22 protein-coding genes and 1 other annotated feature are annotated in these 21,300 nt (G+C 57.9%); of the genes, 14 read left to right on the top strand and 8 right to left on the bottom strand.

Going from position 1 to position 21,300, the window contains the following annotated elements:
* The first annotated feature begins 208 nt into the window (after positions 1 to 208).
* The 14 genes from thrS to selO all read left to right on the top strand — a co-directional run bounded on the left by thrS (position 209) and on the right by selO (position 12,854).
* Positions 209 to 2,137, top strand: coding sequence for a threonine--tRNA ligase (thrS, locus tag AB6V08_RS02565; RefSeq protein WP_368541143.1), 1,929 nt, complete (start codon positions 209 to 211; stop codon positions 2,135 to 2,137).
* 3 nt (positions 2,138 to 2,140) lie between these two features.
* Positions 2,141 to 2,683, top strand: coding sequence for a translation initiation factor IF-3 (infC, locus tag AB6V08_RS02560; protein ID WP_043000875.1), 543 nt, complete (start codon positions 2,141 to 2,143; stop codon positions 2,681 to 2,683).
* 97 nt (positions 2,684 to 2,780) lie between these two features.
* Positions 2,781 to 2,978, top strand: a complete 198-nt coding sequence (gene rpmI / locus AB6V08_RS02555) for a 50S ribosomal protein L35 (RefSeq protein ID WP_003030583.1) — start codon at positions 2,781 to 2,783, stop codon at positions 2,976 to 2,978.
* Between the two features lie 51 nt (positions 2,979 to 3,029).
* Positions 3,030 to 3,386: a 50S ribosomal protein L20 gene (rplT, locus tag AB6V08_RS02550; RefSeq protein ID WP_000124850.1), complete on the top strand. Its 357-nt coding sequence runs from the start codon at positions 3,030 to 3,032 to the stop codon at positions 3,384 to 3,386.
* Positions 3,387 to 3,503: 117 nt separating this feature from the next.
* Positions 3,504 to 3,628: a sequence feature (Phe leader region), on the top strand.
* Positions 3,509 to 3,553: a pheST operon leader peptide PheM gene (gene pheM / locus AB6V08_RS02545; protein ID WP_001386830.1), complete on the top strand. Its 45-nt coding sequence runs from the start codon at positions 3,509 to 3,511 to the stop codon at positions 3,551 to 3,553. Its footprint overlaps the feature before it by 45 nt.
* Before the next feature lie 62 nt (positions 3,629 to 3,690).
* Positions 3,691 to 4,674, top strand: coding sequence for a phenylalanine--tRNA ligase subunit alpha (pheS, locus tag AB6V08_RS02540; protein ID WP_368541141.1), 984 nt, complete (start codon positions 3,691 to 3,693; stop codon positions 4,672 to 4,674).
* A gap of 15 nt (positions 4,675 to 4,689) precedes the next feature.
* Positions 4,690 to 7,077, top strand: a complete 2,388-nt coding sequence (pheT, locus tag AB6V08_RS02535) for a phenylalanine--tRNA ligase subunit beta (protein WP_368541140.1) — start codon at positions 4,690 to 4,692, stop codon at positions 7,075 to 7,077.
* Between the two features lie 4 nt (positions 7,078 to 7,081).
* Positions 7,082 to 7,381: an integration host factor subunit alpha gene (ihfA, locus tag AB6V08_RS02530; protein WP_003857805.1), complete on the top strand. Its 300-nt coding sequence runs from the start codon at positions 7,082 to 7,084 to the stop codon at positions 7,379 to 7,381.
* Positions 7,382 to 7,482: 101 nt separating this feature from the next.
* Positions 7,483 to 8,463 carry a vitamin B12 ABC transporter permease BtuC gene (btuC, locus tag AB6V08_RS02525; protein WP_368541361.1) on the top strand — a complete coding sequence of 327 codons (981 nt, stop codon included), beginning with the start codon at positions 7,483 to 7,485 and terminating at the stop codon, positions 8,461 to 8,463.
* A gap of 33 nt (positions 8,464 to 8,496) precedes the next feature.
* Positions 8,497 to 9,048: a glutathione peroxidase gene (locus AB6V08_RS02520; RefSeq protein ID WP_368541138.1), complete on the top strand. Its 552-nt coding sequence runs from the start codon at positions 8,497 to 8,499 to the stop codon at positions 9,046 to 9,048.
* Positions 9,048 to 9,803 carry a vitamin B12 ABC transporter ATP-binding protein BtuD gene (gene btuD / locus AB6V08_RS02515; protein WP_368541136.1) on the top strand — a complete coding sequence of 252 codons (756 nt, stop codon included), beginning with the start codon at positions 9,048 to 9,050 and terminating at the stop codon, positions 9,801 to 9,803. Before AB6V08_RS02520 ends, btuD begins: the two co-directional genes overlap by 1 nt.
* A 74-nt stretch (positions 9,804 to 9,877) precedes the next feature.
* Entirely contained in the window at positions 9,878 to 10,342 is a 465-nt protein-coding gene (locus AB6V08_RS02510) for a C40 family peptidase (protein WP_368541135.1), read from the top strand.
* 294 nt (positions 10,343 to 10,636) lie between these two features.
* Positions 10,637 to 11,347 carry an EAL domain-containing protein gene (locus AB6V08_RS02505; protein ID WP_368541133.1) on the top strand — a complete coding sequence of 237 codons (711 nt, stop codon included), beginning with the start codon at positions 10,637 to 10,639 and terminating at the stop codon, positions 11,345 to 11,347.
* Between the two features lie 64 nt (positions 11,348 to 11,411).
* Positions 11,412 to 12,854, top strand: coding sequence for a protein adenylyltransferase SelO (selO, locus tag AB6V08_RS02500; protein ID WP_368541132.1), 1,443 nt, complete (start codon positions 11,412 to 11,414; stop codon positions 12,852 to 12,854).
* Here the strand turns inward: selO and AB6V08_RS02495 are convergent.
* The 8 genes from AB6V08_RS02495 to ppsR form a co-directional block, all read right to left on the bottom strand.
* Entirely contained in the window at positions 12,851 to 13,630 is a 780-nt protein-coding gene (locus AB6V08_RS02495; protein ID WP_368541130.1) for a heme ABC transporter ATP-binding protein, read from the bottom strand. The two genes, selO and AB6V08_RS02495, sit on opposite strands and share 4 nt — an antisense overlap.
* A complete protein-coding gene (locus AB6V08_RS02490; protein ID WP_368541129.1) occupies positions 13,623 to 14,615 on the bottom strand; it encodes a FecCD family ABC transporter permease in 993 nt (330 codons plus the stop codon). Before AB6V08_RS02490 ends, AB6V08_RS02495 begins: the two co-directional genes overlap by 8 nt.
* Complete coding sequence (locus AB6V08_RS02485) at positions 14,615 to 15,436, bottom strand: hemin ABC transporter substrate-binding protein (protein WP_368541128.1); 822 nt, start codon at positions 15,434 to 15,436, stop codon at positions 14,615 to 14,617. The genes AB6V08_RS02490 and AB6V08_RS02485 overlap by 1 nt, the downstream gene beginning before the upstream one ends.
* Positions 15,433 to 16,461, bottom strand: coding sequence for a hematinate-forming heme oxygenase ChuS (gene chuS, locus AB6V08_RS02480; protein ID WP_368541126.1), 1,029 nt, complete (start codon positions 16,459 to 16,461; stop codon positions 15,433 to 15,435). Before chuS ends, AB6V08_RS02485 begins: the two co-directional genes overlap by 4 nt.
* Before the next feature lie 47 nt (positions 16,462 to 16,508).
* Complete coding sequence (locus AB6V08_RS02475; protein ID WP_368541125.1) at positions 16,509 to 18,494, bottom strand: TonB-dependent hemoglobin/transferrin/lactoferrin family receptor; 1,986 nt, start codon at positions 18,492 to 18,494, stop codon at positions 16,509 to 16,511.
* 78 nt (positions 18,495 to 18,572) lie between these two features.
* The gene (gene hemP, locus AB6V08_RS02470; RefSeq protein WP_368541123.1) at positions 18,573 to 18,761 is read right to left on the bottom strand and encodes a hemin uptake protein HemP; all 189 of its coding nucleotides are present in this window, start codon (positions 18,759 to 18,761) and stop codon (positions 18,573 to 18,575) included.
* Between the two features lie 172 nt (positions 18,762 to 18,933).
* Positions 18,934 to 19,980 (bottom strand): 3-deoxy-7-phosphoheptulonate synthase AroH, encoded by a 1,047-nt coding sequence (gene aroH / locus AB6V08_RS02465; RefSeq protein ID WP_368541121.1) that lies wholly within the window; start codon positions 19,978 to 19,980, stop codon positions 18,934 to 18,936.
* Positions 19,981 to 20,132: 152 nt separating this feature from the next.
* Complete coding sequence (gene ppsR, locus AB6V08_RS02460; protein ID WP_368541119.1) at positions 20,133 to 20,966, bottom strand: posphoenolpyruvate synthetase regulatory kinase/phosphorylase PpsR; 834 nt, start codon at positions 20,964 to 20,966, stop codon at positions 20,133 to 20,135.
* Positions 20,967 to 21,300: the final 334 nt, after the last annotated feature.

The following is a 21,300-nucleotide window of genomic DNA, read 5'->3' as shown; positions in this document are numbered from 1 at the left end:
CTGCCGCAGAGGGTGCAATCTCCCTTTTGTTAGTGTTAACATTGCAAGGCCTTGCGTAAATCGCTCTTTGTCTGATTTCGCAGGTGAATGATGACGAACCAATTTGACGATTGTTGGTCAGATGGCCTCGTAATCTACTGTCAAATAACGATTATTTTCTTTGTATATGCTCTTATGTGTGGGGCATCACTGCAAATAAGGATATAAAATGCCTGTAATTACTCTTCCTGATGGCAGCCAACGCCAATACGACCACGCGGTTAGCCCTATGGATGTGGCCCTGGACATCGGTCCTGGACTCGCAAAAGCGACCATCGCTGGCCGTATTAATGGTGAGCTGGTTGACGCTTCCGATCTGATTGAAAGCGATGCGAAGCTGTCTATCATCACAGCGAAAGACGAAGAAGGTCTGGAGATCATTCGTCACTCCTGTGCGCACCTGTTAGGTCATGCAATCAAGCAGCTGTGGCCAAACACCAAAATGGCAATCGGTCCGGTTATCGACAACGGCTTCTACTATGACGTTGATCTTGACCACACCCTGACCCAGGAAGATATCGACGCGCTCGAAAAACGTATGCACGAGCTCGCCGAAACGAACTACGACGTCATCAAGAAGAAAGTCAGCTGGCACGAAGCGCGTGAAACCTTCGTGAAGCGCGGCGAGAGCTACAAAGTCTCTATTCTTGACGAAAACATCTCTCATGATGACAAGCCAGGCTTGTACCATCACGAAGAATACATCGACATGTGCCGTGGACCGCACGTGCCGAACATGCGCTTCTGCCATCACTTCAAACTGATGAAAATCGCGGGCGCCTACTGGCGTGGCGACAGCAACAATAAAATGCTGCAGCGCATTTATGGTACCGCGTGGGCAGACAAAAAAGCCCTGAGCGCGTACCTGCAACGCCTGGAAGAAGCGGCGAAGCGTGACCACCGTAAAATCGGTAAACAGCTCGACCTGTATCACATGCAGGAAGAAGCGCCGGGTATGGTCTTCTGGCATAACGACGGCTGGACTATCTTCCGCGAGCTGGAAACTTTCGTGCGTTCCAAGCTGAAAGAGTACCAGTATCAGGAAGTGAAAGGCCCGTTCATGATGGACCGTGTGCTGTGGGAAAAAACCGGCCACTGGGACAACTACAAAGATGCGATGTTCACCACCTCTTCTGAGAACCGTGAATACTGCATCAAGCCAATGAACTGCCCGGGCCACGTTCAGATCTTCAACCAGGGTCTGAAATCCTACCGCGATCTGCCGCTGCGTATGGCGGAATTCGGTAGCTGCCACCGTAACGAGCCATCAGGTGCGCTGCACGGTCTGATGCGTGTTCGTGGCTTTACTCAGGATGATGCGCATATCTTCTGTACTGAAGATCAGGTACGTGATGAAGTTAACGCCTGTATTCGTATGGTCTACGATATGTACAGCACCTTTGGCTTCGAGAAGATCGTGGTCAAACTCTCAACGCGTCCGGAAAAACGTATCGGTAGCGATGAGACATGGGATCGCGCAGAAGCGGACCTCGCCGTCGCGCTGGAAGAGAACGGTATCCCGTTTGAATACCAGCTGGGTGAGGGCGCATTCTACGGTCCGAAAATTGAATTTACCCTGTATGACTGCCTCGATCGCGCATGGCAGTGCGGTACTGTACAGCTGGACTTCTCCCTGCCGCAGCGTTTAAGCGCCTCTTACGTTGGCGAAGACAACGAGCGTCAGGTTCCAGTAATGATTCACCGTGCGATCCTCGGTTCTCTGGAGCGCTTCATCGGCATCCTGACCGAAGAGTTCGCTGGCTTCTTCCCAACCTGGCTTGCGCCAGTGCAGGTCGTAGTGATGAACATTACGGATTCTCAGTCTGAATACGTTAAAGAATTGACGCAGAAACTACAAAATGCGGGCATTCGCGTAAAAGCGGACTTGAGAAATGAGAAGATTGGCTTTAAAATCCGCGAGCACACTTTACGTCGTGTCCCGTATATGTTGGTCTGTGGTGATAAAGAGGTGGAAGCAGGCAAAGTGGCCGTTCGCACCCGCCGTGGTAAAGACCTGGGCAGCCTGGACGTAAGTGAAGTGATTGAGAAGCTGCAACAAGAGATTCGCAGCCGCAGTCTTCAACAACTGGAGGAATAAGGTATTAAAGGCGGAAAACGAGTTCAAACGGCACGTCCGAATCGTATCAATGGCGAGATTCGCGCCCAGGAAGTTCGCTTAACAGGTTTGGAAGGTGAGCAGCTGGGTATTGTGAGTCTGAGAGAAGCTATCGAAAAGGCTGAAGAAGCTGGAGTAGATTTAGTTGAGATCAGCCCTAACGCCGAACCGCCAGTTTGTCGTATCATGGACTACGGCAAGTTCCTTTATGAAAAGAGTAAGTCTTCTAAGGAACAGAAGAAGAAACAAAAAGTTATCCAGGTTAAGGAAATCAAATTCCGTCCTGGTACCGACGATGGCGATTATCAGGTAAAACTCCGCAGCCTGATTCGCTTTCTGGAAGATGGCGATAAGGCCAAGATCACGCTGCGTTTCCGCGGTCGTGAGATGGCCCACCAACAGATTGGTATGGAAGTGCTTACGCGCGTCCGTGACGATCTGAGTGAACTGGCAGTAGTCGAATCCTTCCCTACGAAGATCGAAGGCCGCCAGATGATCATGGTGCTCGCTCCTAAGAAGAAACAGTAAGGCCTTCAAGCAGCAAAATCTGTGGAGCCTTCGGGCTTCATAGGTTTTGTTCGCCTATGTTTCGTTTATTTAACAATGCGAAGTGGAAGTTATTAAGATGCCAAAAATTAAGACCGTACGCGGTGCTGCTAAGCGCTTCAAAAAAACCGGTGGTGGTGGATTTAAGCGTAAGCACGCAAACCTGCGTCATATTCTGACCAAAAAATCTACTAAGCGTAAACGTCACCTGCGTCCAAAAGGCCTTGTTTCTAAAGGCGATCTGGGTCTGGTAATCGCGTGCCTGCCGTACGCATAAGCCGTTAACGTTTAATTTTTTTACTAAGAATATAGATACAGGAGAGCACATATGGCTCGCGTAAAACGTGGTGTAATTGCACGTGCACGTCACAAGAAAATTTTGAAACAAGCTAAAGGCTACTATGGTGCGCGTTCACGCGTTTACCGCGTTGCCTTCCAGGCTGTTATCAAAGCAGGTCAGTACGCTTACCGTGACCGTCGTCAGCGTAAGCGTCAGTTCCGTCAACTGTGGATTGCGCGTATCAACGCAGCAGCACGTCAGAACGGTATTTCTTACAGCAAATTCATCAACGGCCTGAAAAAAGCCTCTGTTGAAATCGACCGTAAGATTCTGGCTGACATCGCAGTATTCGACAAAGTAGCGTTCACCGCTCTGGTCGAAAAAGCGAAAGCAGCACTGGCATAAGCCAGTTAAGAGAGGGGGCTTTGCTCCCTCTTCTTATTTAACGCTATCAGAAGATTGACTTTTATCCGGCCAGGCTTTTCAATAAGGTCCTTACGGTTTTTACCACACAAGGTAACGCAAGCATGAATGCTGCTATTTTCCGCTTCTTCTTTTACTTTAGCACCTGAATTCAGGAGGCTAGCGCGTGAAAGATGAAACGAAAAACAGCGCCAATTAAGCCTCCCGATGGAGGCTTTTTTTGTGTCTAAATTCGAGAGAATAAGTCCACCAAATCGGTGCCTGCACCGACATAATGAGGAAAACCATGTCACATCTCGCAGAGCTGGTTGCCAGTGCAACGGCTGCCATTAACCAGGCCTCAGATGTTGCCGCGTTAGACAACGTCCGCGTCGAATATCTTGGCAAGAAAGGGCACCTGACCCTTCAAATGACTACCCTGCGTGAGCTGCCAGCGGAAGAGCGTCCGGCAGCGGGTGCGGTGATCAACGAAGCGAAAGAGCAGGTTCAGCAGGCGCTGAATGCGCGTAAAGCTGACCTGGAAAGCGCTGCGCTGAATGCGCGTCTGGCACAAGAGACCATCGACGTGTCTCTGCCGGGTCGTCGTATCGAGAACGGCGGTCTGCATCCGGTCACCCGTACTATCGATCGTATTGAAAGTTTCTTCGGTGAGCTCGGCTTTACCGTGGCGACTGGCCCGGAAATCGAAGATGACTACCACAACTTCGACGCCCTGAACATTCCAGGCCATCATCCGGCACGCGCTGACCACGACACTTTCTGGTTCGACGCAACGCGTCTGCTGCGTACCCAGACCTCTGGCGTTCAGATCCGCACCATGAAGGAGCAGGAACCGCCAATCCGCATCATTGCGCCGGGCCGCGTCTACCGTAACGACTACGATCAGACCCACACCCCAATGTTCCATCAGATGGAAGGCCTGATCGTTGATAAAAACATCAGCTTTACCAACCTGAAAGGCACGCTGCACGACTTCCTGAATAACTTCTTCGAAGAAGATTTGCAGGTGCGTTTCCGTCCATCCTACTTCCCGTTCACTGAGCCTTCCGCGGAAGTGGACGTGATGGGCAAAAACGGCAAATGGCTGGAAGTGCTGGGCTGCGGCATGGTGCACCCGAACGTACTGCGCAACGTCGGCATCGATCCGGAAGTCTATTCCGGCTTCGCCTTCGGTATGGGCATGGAGCGTCTGACCATGCTGCGCTACGGCGTAACCGATTTGCGCGCATTCTTCGAAAACGATCTGCGTTTCCTCAAACAGTTTAAATAAGGGCAGGACAGAACAATGAAATTCAGTGAACTGTGGTTACGCGAATGGGTGAACACCGCTCTCGATAGCGAAGCGCTGTCGAACCAAATCACCATGGCGGGTCTGGAAGTCGACGGCGTTGAGCCCGTTTCCGGCGCATTTACCGGCGTGGTTGTGGGTGAAGTGGTCGAGTGCGGCCAGCACCCAAATGCAGACAAGCTGCGCGTGACAAAAGTGAACGTGGGCGGCGATCGCCTGCTGGACATCGTCTGCGGCGCGCCAAACTGCCGTCAGGGCCTGAAAGTGGCCGTGGCGACCGTCGGTGCCGTGCTGCCGGGTGATTTCAAAATTAAAGCCGCTAAGCTTCGCGGCGAGCCGTCTGAAGGCATGCTGTGCTCGTTCTCCGAGCTGGGTATTTCTGACGATCATAACGGCATTATTGAGCTGCCGCTGGATGCGCCAATCGGCACTGATATCCGCGAGTACCTGAAGCTTGATGACAACACCATCGAAATCAGCGTGACGCCAAACCGCGCAGACTGCTTAGGGATTATCGGCGTGGCGCGCGACGTTGCCGTGCTGAACCAGGCGGAACTGAACGCGCCAGAAATTGCGCCAGTGGCCGCAACGATCGCTGACACCCTGCCTATTCAGGTTGACGCGCCGGACGCCTGTCCGCGCTACCTGGGCCGCGTGGTGAAAGGGATCAACGTTAAGGCGCCAACGCCGCTGTGGATGAAAGAGAAGCTGCGCCGCTGCGGCATCCGCTCTATCGACGCCGTGGTTGACGTGACTAACTACGTTCTGCTGGAGCTCGGCCAGCCGATGCACGCGTTCGACAAAGATCGCATCGAAGGCGGCATTGTTGTGCGCATGGCGAAAGAGGGTGAAACCCTGGTGCTGCTGGACGGCAGCGAAGCCAAACTGAATGCCGACACTCTGGTCATTGCCGATCACGGCAAAGCGCTGGCGATGGGCGGTATCTTCGGCGGCGAACACTCTGGCGTGAACGATGAAACCCAGAACGTCCTGCTGGAGTGCGCATTCTTCAGCCCGCTGTCTATCACCGGTCGCGCGCGCCGTAACGGTCTGCACACCGATGCTTCTCACCGCTACGAGCGCGGCGTTGACCCGGCGCTGCAGTACAAAGCGATGGAGCGCGCCACGCGCCTGCTGATCGACATCTGCGGCGGCGAAGCTGGCCCGGTTATCGACGTGACCAACGAAGCGACGCTGCCGAAGCGCGCCACCATCACCCTGCGCCGCAGCAAGCTGGATCGCCTGATTGGCCATCACGTTGCCGATGCGCAGGTGAGCGACATTCTGCGTCGTCTGGGCTGTGAAGTGACCGAAGGCCAGGACGAGTGGAAGGCCGTAGCGCCAAGCTGGCGTTTCGATATGGAAATCGAAGAGGATCTGGTTGAAGAAGTGGCGCGTGTTTACGGCTACAACAATATTCCCGATGAGCCGGTGCAGGCGGGTCTGATCATGGGCACGCACCGTGAAGCTGACCTGTCCCTGAAGCGTGCGAAAACCATGCTCAACGACAAAGGCTATCAGGAAGTGATCACCTACAGCTTCGTCGATCCTAAGCTGCAGCAGCTGATCCACCCGGGTGAAGAAGCGCTGATCCTGCCAAGCCCGATCTCCAGCGAAATGTCCGCGATGCGTCTGTCCCTGTGGGCGGGCCTGCTCGGCACTATCGTTTACAACCAGAATCGCCAGCAAAACCGCGTGCGCATTTTCGAAAGTGGATTGCGCTTTGTGCCGGATAATCAGGCAAATTTAGGCATCCGTCAGGATCTCATGCTGGCCGGTGCCATCAGCGGCAGCCGCTATGAAGAACACTGGGACCTGGCAAAAGGGACGGTTGATTTCTACGATATGAAGGGCGATCTGGAAGCGGTTCTCGATCTGACCGGTAAATTATCTGAAATTGAATTCCGCGCGGAAGCGATTCCGGCCCTGCATCCAGGTCAAAGTGCTGCTATTTATTTAGAAGGCAAACGCGTTGGTTTCATTGGGGTTGTTCACCCTGAGCTGGAGCGTAAGCTGGACCTGAACGGCCGTACCATCGTGTTCGAGCTGGAGTGGAACCTGGTTGCAGACCGCGTGATTCCTCAGGCGCAGGATGTTTCTCGCTTCCCGGCAAACCGCCGTGATATCGCGGTTGTGGTCGCTGAAAACGTGCCCGCAGCAGATATTTTGGCCGAATGTAAGAAAGTTGGCGTAAATCAGGTAGTTGGCGTAAACTTATTTGACGTGTACCGCGGCAAGGGCGTAGCAGAAGGTTTCAAGAGCCTCGCTATCAGCCTTATCCTTCAGGATACCAGCCGTACACTCGAAGAAGAGGAGATTGCCGCTACCGTCGCCAAATGTGTAGAGGCATTAAAAGAGCGATTCCAGGCATCATTGAGGGATTGAACCTATGGCGCTTACAAAAGCTGAAATGTCAGAATATCTGTTTGATAAGCTTGGGCTTAGCAAACGGGATGCCAAAGAGCTGGTAGAGCTGTTTTTCGAAGAGATCCGTCGTGCTCTGGAAAATGGTGAGCAGGTAAAACTCTCCGGTTTTGGCAATTTTGATTTGCGAGACAAAAACCAACGTCCGGGCCGTAACCCGAAGACGGGGGAAGATATTCCCATTACAGCCCGCCGCGTGGTGACCTTCAGACCCGGCCAGAAGTTGAAAAGCCGTGTCGAAAACGCAACGCCTAAAGCAGAGTAATATGAACTAACCAAAAAGGTCGCATTCGCGGCCTTTTTTCTTTGCTCTCCCGTAAACCCACCGTAAAATCAAATACATCTCATTCTGATAAAACCATGTCCATGCCTGATTTCGCCCGTCGCCAGCGCCAGTCCGACCTTCGCAGCCTGCTTGTGCTCGTGCTGTTGCTGCTTGCCGCAACGGTTATTAGCCTGTGCGCGGGGGATCGCTGGCTTGGCCCGGAAAGCTGGTTTGGCCCCGACGGGCAGCTTTTCGTCTGGCAAATCCGCCTGCCGCGCACCCTGGCGGTGATCCTGGTCGGCGCGTCTCTGGCGCTGTGCGGCACCATTATGCAGGCGCTGTTCGAAAACCCGCTGGCGGAGCCCGGCCTGCTCGGCGTGTCGAACGGCGCGGGAGTCGGGCTGATCGCCGCGGTTATGCTGGGCGGCGGCGAGCTCTCAGCCTGGAGCATCAGCCTCAGCGCCATCGTCGGCGCGCTGCTTATTACGCTCATTTTGCTGCGCTTTGCGCGGCGACACCTGTCGACCAGCCGCCTGCTGCTGGCGGGTGTGGCGCTGGGGATTATTTGTAGCGCACTGATGACCTGGGCGGTCTACTTCTCCACCTCGTTTGATTTACGCCAGCTAATGTACTGGATGATGGGCGGATTTGGCGGCGTTGACTGGCGTCAGGGCTGGCTGATGGTGCTGCTGATCCCGGCCATTCTCTGGGCCTGCTGCCAGGCGCAGCCCCTGAACATTCTCGCGCTGGGCGAAACCTCTGCTCGCCAGCTCGGTATGTCGATGACGCTGTGGCGCAACGTGCTGGTTATCGCCATTGGCTGGATGGTGGGGGTGAGCGTGGCGCTGGCCGGCGCCATCGGTTTTATCGGCCTGGTTATTCCGCACATGCTGCGCCTTTGCGGCGTGACGGACCACCGCACGCTGCTGCCGTGCGCCGCCATCGCCGGGGCGGCAACGCTGCTGCTGGCGGATATTATCGCCCGGCTTGCCCTCACGGCCGCCGAGCTGCCCATTGGCGTGGTCACCGCCACGCTGGGCGCGCCCGTATTTATCTGGCTACTATTAAAAGCCGGACGTTAAATCACTACCCGTAAGACAACCTGAGGGAATGCTATGCAGTCTGATATTTTGAACACCGAAGTGACGACCATCGACGGCGAGAAAACCACGCTGGAAGGCTACGAAGGCAAGGTTTTGCTGGTGGTCAACGTGGCGTCTAAATGTGGTCTGACGCCGCAGTACGAGCAGCTCGAGAATATCCAGAAGGCCTGGGAGAAAGACGGTTTTGTCGTGCTCGGCTTCCCGTGCAACCAGTTCCTCGGCCAGGAGCCGGGCAGCGAAGACGAGATCAAAACGTTTTGCAGCACCACCTATGGCGTGACCTTCCCGATGTTCAGCAAAATCGACGTGAACGGTGACAATCGCCATCCGCTGTACCAGAAACTCATTGCCGCCGCGCCGACCGCCGTCGCGCCAGAAGGGAGCGGCTTCTTCGAGCGTATGGCGAGCAAAGGGCGCGCGCCGCTCTATCCGGACGACATTCTGTGGAACTTTGAAAAATTCCTGATCGGTCGCGACGGCCAGGTGGTTCAGCGTTTTTCACCGGACATGACGCCTGAAGATCCTATCGTGATGGAGTCCATCAAGCTGGCGCTGGCGAAGTAATGACCCTGCTGATGCAGCTCACGGACGTCGCCGAGAAGGGGCGTCTGGAGCCGGTGACGGCGGCCATCAATGCCGGAGAGATCCTGCATCTGGTGGGGCCCAACGGCGCAGGCAAAAGCACGCTGCTTGCGCGCATGGCGGGGCTGACGACCGGGCAGGGGGAGATAAGGCTGCTGGAGCATACCCTTGCCGAATGGTCGCCGGCGTCGCTGGCCCACCGTCGGGGGTATCTGGTGCAGCAGCAGGTTCCGCCGTTTGCGATGCCGGTCTGGCACTATCTCACGCTGCATCTGCATGATAAAACGCGCGCAGGCCTGCTCACCGAGGTGGCGGCGGCGTTGGGGCTGGAGGATAAGCTGTCCCGCCCCGCCAGCCAGCTTTCCGGCGGCGAATGGCAGCGGGTGCGGCTGGCGGCGGTGATCCTGCAAATCCACCCCGCGGGCAATCCGCATGGGCGTCTGCTGCTGCTGGACGAGCCGATGAGCGGCCTGGACGTGGCCCAGCAGTCCGCGCTCGACAGCCTGCTGAGTGGGCTGTCCCGCGCCGGCGTAGCGGTGGTGATGAGCAGCCATGACCTGAACCATACCCTGCGCCATGCGCACCGGGTGTGGCTGCTGTCGCGCGGAAAGCTCATCGCCAGCGGCACGCGCGATAGCGTGCTGACGCCACCAAACCTGGCGGCGGCCTATAATATGTTATTCCGCAGGCTGGATATCGAGGGTCACAAGATGCTGATCTCCACGGCGGCGGAGTAAGGGTTGGTTGCACGGTTATGCCGTTGCAGGCTAAATTACGGAAGAAAAAATAAAAGCAGAGGATTCGTCTGAAAATGCGATTCTGGTTTCTCTTTGCCGCGGCGCTATTTCTTGCAGGATGCAGCAGCCATCGTGCACCTCCGCCGAATGCGCGGCTGTCAGATTCAATTACGGTGATTGCCAGCCTCAACGATCAGCTGAGCAACTGGCGCGGCACGCCCTATCGTTACGGCGGGATGAGCCGCGGCGGGGTGGATTGCTCCGGCTTCGTGCTGATGACCTTCCGCGATAAATTCGATTTGCAGCTGCCGCGCGAAACGCGTAAGCAGGCTGAAATCGGCACTGAAATTGATAAAGATGATTTACTCCCCGGCGATCTGGTCTTTTTCAAAACGGGCTCAGGTGAGAGCGGTCTTCACGTGGGAATTTATGATACGGACAACCAGTTCATTCATGCCTCCACCAGCCGCGGCGTGATGCGTTCATCGCTGGATAATGTTTACTGGCGTAAAAACTTCTGGCAGGCCAGACGTATTTAGTCACATTTCCCCTCTTTTTTTAGCCGGGCGTGCTGTCAAAAAACAGACGCCCGGTTTTCAGTTATACGGTGATTAAAGTTAAATTTGTTCAGAATTAATTATGTCTGTATGTGTCTGTTTTATCTAAAACTGGCTATTAATGATTAACCAGGATAAAATTAATTAAGATTCAGGGATAAATCTGAAAATTAATACGGAACTAATGAAATCAATCTTATTAAAATCAATGCAGTGGAATTGTGTCAGCAATTGCTCCAGGATGTACACTCTCATCTTTAAAGCGGGGCGAGCGCAATGATTATCACGTTAGATAATGCTTACCAGTCCGAACTTTTACTCTCGCCAGCGCGTAATAGTGCAGGGGAGCTTAAAGCGTTGGAGATAATGGCTAACTTTGTCGGCGTGGGCACAAACGTTCGCATCCCTACTGAACTGGTTATCCCGCATCTTTCTAAAGAAGATGAGCTGGTGTTGTTTCATGAAAAACTTCAGCTTCTTGATACCTGTAAACTGTTCTTTATTCAGCATCAATTAATAGCATGGATAAACATTACACCTGCAATTGTTGAGTTTTTATTAACTAACGAGAACGCTGTTTCAATAATGGAGCGTTACCCGTTTTTAGAGTTAACTGTTAATGAGAACTATCCAGGTTTAAATAACGGAAAGGACGATCTGGATCTGGCAAGAATGGCGATCCGTTATCCTCTGGTATTGGCTAATTTTGGTGCCGGCGCGGCCTCTTTGAAGCCCGTTTATGATGGCCTGTTTAAACGCGTCATTCTGGATAAAAACTTTATTCAGCAGCGCGTCGCGCAACTTTCTTTCGAGCCTTTTATGCGCGCGATCCTCTGGCAAATAACCCCCCATTGCCAGTCGGTGATCGTCTCCGGGATCGACGACCACGGCATTTTGCAGCGCGTGATGTCCTTTGAGTTTGGCGCGATGCAGGGCACACTCTGGCCTGCCGTCACGGCGGAGCACGTGACCACGCTCGTCCAGTGATAACCCTTGTCTTCGCCCGTGTTTATGCGGGGCTAAACCCTCTACACTAAAAGCAGGAGGACTTATGACCCTGTCTTTTACCGCACACTGGCACGACGAATTGCCCGGCTTTTATACCGCGCTAAAACCCACCCCGTTAAAGAATGCCCGCCTCATCTGGCATAACCAGCCCCTGGCCGACGCGCTGGGCGTGCCTTCTGCGCTGTTCCAGCCCGCGCAGGGTGCAGGCGTGTGGGGCGGCGAAACCCTGCTCCCGGGCATGAAACCCCTGGCCCAGGTTTACAGCGGCCACCAGTTTGGTAGCTGGGCGGGCCAGCTCGGCGACGGCAGGGGCATTCTGCTCGGCGAGCAGCGGCTTGCCGACGGACAAACCTTCGACTGGCATCTTAAGGGCGCAGGCCTGACGCCGTATTCGCGCATGGGCGATGGTCGCGCCGTGCTGCGATCCACCATCCGCGAAAGCCTGGCGTCGGAAGCGATGCACGCGCTCGGCATTCCCACCTCGCGGGCGCTCTCGGTGGTGACCAGCGATACCCCCGTTGCGCGGGAAACGGTAGAGCAGGGGGCAATGCTGATGCGCGTTGCGCAAAGCCATCTGCGCTTTGGGCACTTCGAGCATTTCTACTACCGCCGCGAGCCGGACAAGGTTCGCCAGCTGGCGGATTTCGCCATTCGCCATCACTGGCCCGCGTTGCAGGATGAAGCCGACAAATACCGGCTCTGGTTCCGGGATATCGTCGCGCGTACCGCATCGATGATTGCCCGCTGGCAGGGCGTGGGGTTTGCCCACGGCGTGATGAACACCGACAACATGTCCATTCTGGGCCTGACCTTCGACTACGGGCCGTTTGGCTTCCTCGACGACTATCAGCCGGGCTATATCTGCAACCACTCGGACTATCAGGGGCGCTACAGCTTTGATAACCAGCCTGCGGTTGGCCTGTGGAATTTGCAGCGTCTGGCGCAAACCCTGTCGCCGTTCGTCGACGTGGATGCCCTGAACGACGCGCTCGATAGCTATCAGGAGGTTTTACTCCGGGAGTATGGCGCGCTTATGCGCGGCAAGCTGGGGCTGGTCACGCAGGAGAAGGGGGACAACGATATCCTCAACGGATTGTTTGCCCTGATGGCGCGAGAGGGCAGCGACTACACCCGCACCTTCCGCATGCTGGGCCAGACCGAGCAGCGCAGCGGCGCATCCCCGCTGCGGGACGAGTTTATCGACCGACAGGCCTTCGACGACTGGTTCGCCGCGTACCGCGAGCGGTTGCAGCGCGACGGCATTGACGACGACGTTCGTCAGGCGCAAATGAACGCGGCTAACCCGGCGATGGTGCTGCGCAACTGGCTGGCACAGCGGGCGATTGAGCAGGCCGAGCGGGGCGAGTATGACGAACTGCATCGCCTGCACGCCGCGCTGCGCACGCCGTTTGTCGACCGGGACGATGACTATATCAGCCGCCCGCCGGACTGGGGCAAGCGGCTGGAGGTGAGCTGCTCGAGCTAAGGGGCGAGAAAAACCTGCGGCGCGGTGTGATGCGGATGCCTGCCGACGTGAACCTGCGCGCCGTACCAGCGCGCCAGCGCGTCGGCCTGCAGCACCTGCTCCGGCGTGCCGTGGGAAACCATCTGCCCGGAGTGCAACAGCATGATGCGGTCCGCCCACAGCGCGGCGAGGTTCAGATCGTGCAGCACCACGCAGACGTGAAGTTTCCCCTCCCGGGTCAGGCTTTTCAGCAGGCGCAGCAGATGCTGCTGGTGGTAAAGATCCAGCGCTGACGTTGGCTCATCGAGAAACAGCCAGCCTTCCGGCGAACCGTTATTCCAGAGCTGCGCCAGCGCCCGGGCAAGCTGCACGCGCTGCTGCTCGCCGCCGGAGAGCGCGGCAAACTGCCGTCCGGCCAGCGGCGAACAGCCGGTTATCTGCATCACTTCACGCACCACCGCCGCCTCCGGGTGCGACGTCCAGGGCGCGCGGCCCATCCCCACCACGGCCTCGACCGGCCAGTCGAACCCGAGCTGGGTTTGCTGGCGCATCACCGCCCGGCGGCGGGAGAGCTGCTCGGGGTGCCAGTCGTTCAGCGATTTTCCTGACAGCGAACACTCCCCGCCCGTGGGCTTGAGATAGCCCGTCAGCAGGCGCAGCAGGGTCGATTTCCCGGCGCCGTTCGGGCCAATCAGCGCCACCAGTTCCCCTGACGACAGGGTCAGCGACACGTCGTTAATAATGGTGCGCTGCGCCACCCGACAGGAGAGATGCTCTGCGCGATAGCCTTCAGCCATGCTGGCCTCCACGACGAAAAATAAGCCACAGGAACCACGGCGCGCCGAGGATGCTGGTCAGCAGGCCGACCGGCATTTCCGCCGGGGCGACCAGGGTGCGCGCCACCGTATCCGCCACCAGTAAAAGCGCCGCGCCCGCCAGCACCGAGCCGGGCACCACCGCCCGGTGGTCGGCCCCGAGCCACATGCGCATCAGGTGCGGCACCACCAGCCCGACGAAGCCAATCACGCCGCTGACGGCAACGGCGGCCGCCACCAGCAGCGCGCTGCACAGCAGCAGCACCCGCTGCACCGCCTTCACGTCCACGCCGAGGTAGTGCGCCTCTTCTTCGCCGAGCTGGAGCAGGTTGAGCGCCGTGGCGAGCCGCCAGATGATCCAGACCGTCGGCACCATCAGCGAGGTGACCGCCAGCAGCGTTGACCACTGCGCCTGCCCCAGGCTGCCCATCCCCCACAGGGAGAGCTGGCGAAGCTGAGCATCGTTGCTCACCCAGGAGAGCACGCCCACCGCGGCACCGCACAGGGCGTTGATGGCAATCCCCACCAGCAGCAGGCGCGAGAGCGAACTGCCGCGCTGCTGGCTGAGCACGAAGATCGCCACCGTGGCCGCGAGCGCGCCGAGAAACGCCGCCAGCATCGGGGCGTAGAGCATCAGCAGCGCGGGAAGCGAAAGGGGCAGCACCACCCACAGGGCCACCGCCAGCGCCGCGCCGCTGCTGATCCCAAGCAGGCCGGGATCCGCCAGCGGGTTGCGAAACAGCCCCTGCATCACGCAGCCCGCCAGCGCCAGGGAGCCGCCAATCACCAGCGCCAGCAGCACGCGGGGCAGGCGAATGGTGAACCAGATCTGGCGCAGCGCGTCATCGCCGTGGCTCCACAGCAGGCTCACCGGCAGACGCATTGCGCCAAAGCCGGTCGCCAGCAGGGTCATCACCAGCAGCGCGGCGGCCAGCGTAAACAGCGACAGCGCGATCCGCCGGGACATCAGGGAAGCTGCTCCGCTTTCGCGCGCAGCTGCTGGATGGCCTGCGGCGTGCGAACGCTAAACCCGAGCAGCGCCATGTCGTCGACGGCGAGCATCTGCCTGTTGCGCCCGGCAGGGGTTTGCGCCAGACCCGGCAGCGCCCACAGATTTTCCTCACCGCCGAGCGCCTTCACGCCGTCCCCGGAAATCACCACCAGATCCGGCCGGCTGGCGATAACCCCTTCCTGCGAGAGCGGCTGATAGCGGGTGAATCCCTGCATCGCGTTCTGTAACCCGGCGGCGCGAATCGCCGCGTCAGCGCCGGTCTGCTGTCCGGCGGCCATCGCGGTCATTCCGCCGTGGTTGAGGATAAACAGCACGCGCTTGTTCAGCGCCGACTTTGGCAGGGCGGCCAGAGCGTCGCGCACGGATTTGCGCAGGATCTCCCCCTGCGCCTGACGATGCGTGGCCTCGGCAATCACCCGCACCTTCTCGTCAATGACGCTGAGATCGTTGCTGCCCGGCACGGTGACCACGGTGACCTTGCTTTGCGCCACCTGCTTTAAGGCGAGAGAGGGCTGCGCCTGGGCGCTGGCAAGCACCAGCGTCGGGCGCAGGGATAAAATTCCCTCGGCGTTGAGCTGGCGCAGGTAGCCGACGTCGGGCAGGGCGGTTGCCGCCTGCGGCCACTGGCTGGTGCTGTCGCGCGCCACCAGAGAAGACTGGGCGCCAAGCGCATAGACAATCTCCGTGACGTCGCCGCCCAGCGCGACCACGCGCTCCGGCGCGGCGGCAAAGAGCGTCAGCGGAAGGGCACTCAGCAGGACGAGCCATTTTTTCATGCGGCCAGCCCTTTTGGCGTCAGGGCGTCAATCTGGCTGCGCCACTGGCTCTGCTCCGGTTCGCCTTCGGTACGCTGGCCGTAAAGCTGGGCAATCTGCGTGCCGTCGGCGGCAAACAGCTCAAGGCTGGTGACGTGCCCGTCGGCGGTGGGTTTCCGCGTGACCCAGGTCTCCGCGATGGTCTCTTCCAGCAGGTGCAGGGTAAAGGTCGGGTTGAAGATGTTCAGCCAGCCTTTCATCGGCACCAGCTTTTCCACCGCGCCGGTGAAGATCTGCACGCAGCCGCGGTTGCCGACAAACACCATGATTTCGTTGCCGTCCTGGCGCGCCGTTTCCAGCAGCTGCGCCAGCGCGCCGTTCTCAACCCGACAGGCCAGATCGTCACCCACCAGGCGGAAGGCCTGCTGGCGGGAGAGGTTATGGCGCTTGAGCAGGCTGAAGAACTGGTGCACGTCGGTCATGGCGCGCCACTCCCGATCAACGGTTTTCGCATCCGCGCTAACCGCGTGAGCCGGGGCGTCCGCCGCTTTCAGCGCCAGCGGCGGGTTATCGGCGAAGATAAAGCGGGTCAGCACGTCGCCCCAGGCCGAAACGTCGGTGCCGTCGGTGGTGTAAACCTTCAGCAGCGCATCGCCCTGATGGTCGAAGAACTGAATGCTCTGGCGCTCGCCGCGGGCGGTGGCTTCGCTGATGTGGAACACGCTGGCCCACTGGTTGAGGAACAGGCGCAGATCCAGCGCGCGCGGGTTCAGCACCAGCCCGGCGTGGCCGTTGAGGTGCTGATTGCTGAACGTGCCGACCTGCTCATGCACGGCATACTCGTTGCGGCAGATGCATTTGGTTTCGCCCACCGCTTCCAGCGCGCCTAAGATCTCGCGGATCTCACCGTGCAGGCGCCAGGCGTCGTGCCCCACGCGCGCGAAGGTCAGCTCCGCTTCGCTGATGTTCATTAAGCCCGCGATGTCGCGCGCGTACTTGCCCGGATTCTCGTCTTTCAGCTCAAGCCAGCGTGTGTAGTGATTCATTGTCTCTTCCTGTCGAATAATGGCCCCGGCGTACCGGGGCGGGTGGATTACCACTGATAACTCACAAAAATCTTACCGTTGCGGCCGTCCTGCGGAATGCCCTGCGGTGACCAGTACTCTTTGTCGAAGGCGTTGCCCAGCACCAGCGTGGTGGTCACGCCTTTAAGCTGCTCCTGGCCTTTATAGCTGACGTAGAAGTCGTTGACCGCGTAGCCCGGCTGCTTGCTGTAGCTACTGCTGATGTGCGTTGAACGATCGACAAAGGTGCCGATCCAGCCGACGGAGAAGCCGCTTTGCGCCACCGGCACGTCCAGCTTGCTGGTAACGGTGTCCGGGTTGATGCTGGAGATGTACTCCCCGGTGTCGGTATCTTTGCCGCGCGTGCGGTTGTAGGCCATGTCCAGGCTGAACAGATCGGCGGTGTATTTCGCCATCACGTCCCAGCCCCAGATTTTGGCGTCAGGAACGTTATAGGACATGGTGGTCGCCGCCGCAAAATCGACGGTGGTGGAGATGTAGTCTTTGGCTTTGGTGTCGAAGTAGCTGGCTTTGAACTCCAGCGCGTCGTTCGCCAGCATCAGGTCGTCAAAGCGCAGACCAAAGCCGTACTCCTGGGTTTTGTTGGTTTCCGGGCGCAGGTTCGGGTTTGGCACCCAGTAGTTGGTGTAGAAGCTGCCGATGGAGAAGTGTTTCGCATCGTTGTACATCTCGCCCATCGTCGGCGCGCGGAAGGCCTGAGCGTAAGAGCCAAACAGCATCAGCCAGTCGGTCGGGCTGACGGTCAGGCCCGCGCGGGACGACCATTTGTCGGCGTCCACGTCGTCATAGCCTTCGCTGCTGCCGCGGTAGTTGTCGTAGCGCGTGCCACCAAGCAGGGTGACGGGCAGGTCGCGCAGGGTAATTTCGTCCTGCAGCCAGCCGGAGCTGAAGTCGATTTTCGCGTCCGGGAAGCCGGTAGTCACGCCGCCGGGATTTTGCTCCTGACGATAGTACTCCCCGCCGTAGGTCAGCAGGTGCGAGGCGAAGGAGTTGGTGAACAGCCGGGTGCGGTTTTCCACTTTGCCGCCTTTGGTGGTCTGCTTGCGGAACTCGCCGGAACCGTTGACGTTCTGGGCGTTAATCCGCGCTTCTGACCAGTAGATCTTGGCATCCGCATTAAGCCAGTCGTTGCCTTCCGGCGCGATGTTGTAGCCAAGCTGGGCGTCGCGCTGGATGGTTGAGCGATCGGTCATCGGGTTGCTGCTGTCGCTCGCCGCGGGCGTTTGCGGGTTTTTAGGCTCCTGCGCGGCGTTGTTGTAGTAGCGCAGGGAGCCGCTCAGGGTCTGGGCGGTATCGATTTTCCAGCTGCCTTTCGCCAGCATATTGTTAATGGATTCATCGTTTGGCGCAGTGTCGCCGTTGCTCTGGCGGATATCCCCGCGATCGCGGCTCGACCAGGACACCAGCCCGTCCAGAGTGTCGGTGCGGCCAAAGGCGCTGGCACCCATCCCGATGCTGTGGTCGCCCGTGGCGCCCGTACCGAATACGCGGTAGCCGCTGTTTTTGCCCGGCTCCAGCAGGTCTTTCGCATCGGCGGTGTCGTAGGAAATCACGCCGCCCAGCGCGCCGCTGCCGTACAGCAGCGCCGACGGGCCGCGCACCACTTCAATGCGCTTGATCAGCGCGGGATCGAGGAAGGTGCTGTTGAGGTGCCCGGTGTCGGTGCCCTGACGGATGCCGTCAACCAGCACCAGCACGCCGCGACGGTCGTAACCGCGCAGGTTAACGTCCTGGCCGTTGGTGCGTCCCGTGCCGTCGAGGGTCAGGCCCGGGACTTTACGCAGCAGGTCGGCGGCGGAGCTGGCGGCCTGGTTTTCCGGGGCGGTCGCGTCAATCACGCTGACCATCATGGGGGCTTCAAAGGCGCTGCGGGCATTGCCCGTTGCGGTAACGGTAATATCTTCTGCGGCCGCAAGCGCGGCGCCCGGCAGGGTGCTGACAATCGCCAGCGCAAGAAGTGAGGGGCGCAAAGACGCGGAAGGCAGGTGTGGCATAGCAACTCTCCATTAAGAATCGAAAGCGCTGGCTGCCTGGGGGGATCACCTGGGTGGCTGGCGTATTTTTTGTTGACTTTATTTTGTGAGGATCAGCTTTCCGGCATTGGTCTGGCGCAGCAGATAGTGCTGGCCATCATGCTCGATGATCACCCGTCCCTCGTCCCCCAGCAGGCTTTTGCTGTCGATACGGCGGTCGCCGGGCGCGGGAGAGGGGGCTGTGTGCGTGTGTTCAGGCGTTGTTGCTGTGTTATCAATAGGTGACATAATGTTTACAAATAGCAATCAATGTAACAATGATAATCATTATCAACAAAGTCAAAATTCACGGCAAGCGTTTTTGTGAAAATATTGTGACGGGATCAAATTCGGGGGGGAAGGGCGGTCTGGTGCCCTCACCCCGGCCCTCTCCCACAGGGAGAGGGAGAAGGGAGTAACATCAAAAGCGAGAGTCCACCGCCGCCGCCAGTTTCTCCAGCAGCAGCTCGGTGTCTTCCCAGCTCAGGCACGGATCGGTAATGGACTGGCCGTACACAATCGGCTGTCCGGCGACCACTTTTTGCGTGCCTTCTTTCAGGAAGCTCTCCGCCATGATCCCGGCGACGGCGGTTGAACCACTGCGGATCTGCTGGCACACCTCGTCGCACACGTCCAGCTGGCGGCGGTGCTGCTTCTGGCAGTTGCCGTGGCTGAAATCGATCACCAGATGCTCCGGCAGATCGAATTCCGCCAGCGTTTCGCAGGCGGCGGCGATATCCTCGGCGTGATAGTTCGGCTTTTTACCGCCGCGCATGATGATGTGGCCAAACGGGTTGCCGCTGGTCTGGTAGATGGTCATGTGGCCGTTTTTATCCGGCGACAGGAACATGTGGCTGGCGCGAGAGGCGCGGATCGCATCCACCGCAATGCGGGTATTGCCGTCGGTGCCGTTCTTGAAGCCCACCGGGCAGGAGAGCGCCGAAGCCATTTCGCGGTGGATCTGGCTTTCGGTGGTGCGCGCGCCAATCGCGCCCCAGCTGATCAGGTCGGCGATAAACTGTCCGGTCACCATATCGAGGAACTCGGTGGCGGTCGGCACGCCCAGCTCGTTCACCTGCAGCAGCAGCTTGCGCGCCAGCTCAATGCCGTGGTTCACGCGGTAGCTGCCGTTAAGGTCGGGGTCAGAGATCAGCCCCTTCCAGCCCACCACGGTGCGCGGCTTTTCGAAGTAGGTGCGCATCACGATTTCAAGGCGATCCTGATGCTTTTCGCGCAGCCCTTGCAGGCGTTTCGCGTACTCCATCGCCGCATCCAGGTCGTGAATCGAGCACGGCCCGACGATCGCCAGAAGGCGGCGGTCTTCGCCGTTCAGAATTTTTTCAATGCGGCGGCGGGAGGCGGTCACATGTTCCGCAACGTCTGCGGAAACGGGGTGCCGCAGCGCCAGCTCAGCCGGGGTAATCAGGCTTTCAATGCGCGCAGTGCGGAGTTCGTCGGTTTTATTCATGGGATATCTCAGAAAATTTTTGCATCATCGGCAGACTACCGGGAAGTGATGGGCATCACCTTAAACCAATCCCTGCTGATTTCAAGTTCGGGGCCAGTCTGCCCCGATGATGTTCCGGATGATACCTGAATCTGGATTAATGTACTAGCATATTAGTACATGCGTCGATTCAGTCCCATGATATCGAGGATTTTTGTCGCCATTTCTTCTACGGAGAAGTTGGTACTGTTGAGGAACGGGATCTGGTTCTTGCGGTACAGGGCCTCCACTTCCGCCACCTCCATCCGGCACTGGCGCATCGAGGCGTAGCGGCTGTTTTCCCGGCGCTCTTCGCGGATGGCCGCCAGCCGCTCCGGGTTGATGGTCAGGCCGAACAGCTTGTGCTGCAGCGGCTTGAGCGCGGCGGGCAGCACCAGGTTGTCCATGTCGTCGGCAATAAACGGGTAGTTGGCCGCGCGAATACCAAACTGCATCGCCAGATAGAGGCTGGTGGGGGTTTTGCCGCAGCGGGACACGCCGAGCAAAATCACCTGCGCCTGGTCGAGATTGCGCAGGGAGATCCCGTCGTCGTGGGCGAGGGTGTAATCAATGGCGGCGATACGCGCGTCGTATTTGGTCAGGTTGCCGGGGTTAAGCCCGTGGGTGCGGTGCGCAATCGGCGTCGGGTCAAGCTTCAGTTCGCCCTGCAGCGGGGCCACCAGCGCCTGCACGATATCCTGACAAAAGCCCTCACTTTGCAAAATAATGGTGCGAATTTCCGGGATAACGATGGAATAGAAGACCAGGGGACGCACGCCCGTCTGCTGATAAATGGCGTCAATCTGGTCGCGCACCGCCTTCGCGCGGCTTTCGTTTTCCACGAACGGCAGCGTGATGCTGTTGATGGAAACCGGGAACTGCGACATCACCGCGTGACCCAACACTTCGGCGGTAATCGCCGTACCATCAGAAATATAAAAAACGTGGCGATCGACAGCATTATCCATTTTTCTCACCCTGAATATCGTACCTAATTGACTGAAAGCATAAATTAAAAAAGTAAAATACAACAGGGAGTAAATCGTCTTAATTATTAATGAAACGGTATTTTTAATTTTAGTGAAAAGTGGATTTCAATTTCTGAAAAAACGGTATAAACCGACGGTTTTTGTGGGAATCCATTGGAATCATTGGCTTAGCGCATGTAGGGAAAGTGTCCGAAAAATTAAAAAATAAAGTTGCTTACACGATTCACCGTTTTTTTCACAAGAACAATTATGCGAGGATAAATACGCATTAAGGTGTTTCTAAACCCCGTTCAAATATCACAAAAGGATTGTT

Origin of the sequence: Enterobacter soli (genome assembly GCF_964208575.1) — a bacterium.
In the GTDB taxonomy this organism is placed as follows: Bacteria; Pseudomonadota; Gammaproteobacteria; order Enterobacterales; family Enterobacteriaceae; genus Enterobacter; species Enterobacter soli_A.
Note: the sequence above shows the minus strand (reverse complement) of the source record. Positions and strands in the feature narration are given on the sequence as shown.